Source organism: Pedobacter frigoris, from assembly GCF_032678645.1.
In the GTDB taxonomy this organism is placed as follows: Bacteria; Bacteroidota; Bacteroidia; order Sphingobacteriales; family Sphingobacteriaceae; genus Pedobacter; species Pedobacter frigoris_A.
Genome location: NZ_JAVTSP010000020.1, coordinates 1 through 699 on the forward strand (window position 1 = coordinate 1; position 699 = coordinate 699).

At 48.2% G+C, this 699-nt stretch carries 1 protein-coding gene; it reads right to left on the reverse strand.

Annotated features, from left to right (window positions below):
* Positions 1-168 precede the first annotated feature (168 nt).
* The coding region (locus tag R2Q78_RS21855) for a DUF6266 family protein (RefSeq protein WP_316794743.1) at positions 169-699 on the reverse strand (531 nt) is incomplete at its 5' end.

A 699-nucleotide genomic window follows, 5' to 3' on the forward strand; every position in this document is an offset into this window, starting at 1 on the left:
GAGCTTAGCTGGCGCCAGCCCGGAAGAGATCACCTACTTTTTTCAGAACTAAACGACTGTCAGCTGTCCTACATAAGTAGTGTCACTGACCAGCTTCCCATCAGCACTGACAACCAGCACCCACGCATGCACCACATCCCCGGTCCAGTCCAGCGGAAGCTGCAACTCTTACTCCTCCGCCGAACGAACTGCAGCATTCATTAACGCTACAAACTCATCTTTAAGCGGATCATAAGCAATCACACCAACCAGGTCATCAGCCTTAGAATAACTCTGACCAATTACACTGCCCCAGGTAAACTCTATTGCTGCCCCAGCTGCTGTGGCTATTTCCGCATCTGAAACTTTCCTCAGCACACCTTTACTAAAGCGAGCCTTAGGATAATTGATCATGAAGTTGGGCGACACACCCGTTACCGCATACTTCATGTTCTCAGATACCGCCATATTGTAGGCCGACATCTCCGATTCATAATGCTGATAACCGATTTCCAGAATTGGCAGGGCTGACCTCAGCCAGTGTGTAAACAGCCCAAACTTCAATCGTTGAGCCAATTGAGCCGCAGTCGGCGGCTTGTTAGATTTCGCCGGACGCATGGAGATGATGTTCTCCCCTTTTACTCTTCTTCCTACGTGATTCCCTAAACGACCAATTAAATCATTGTCGATACCACCTGTTAATTTTCCCATGTTTTCTAA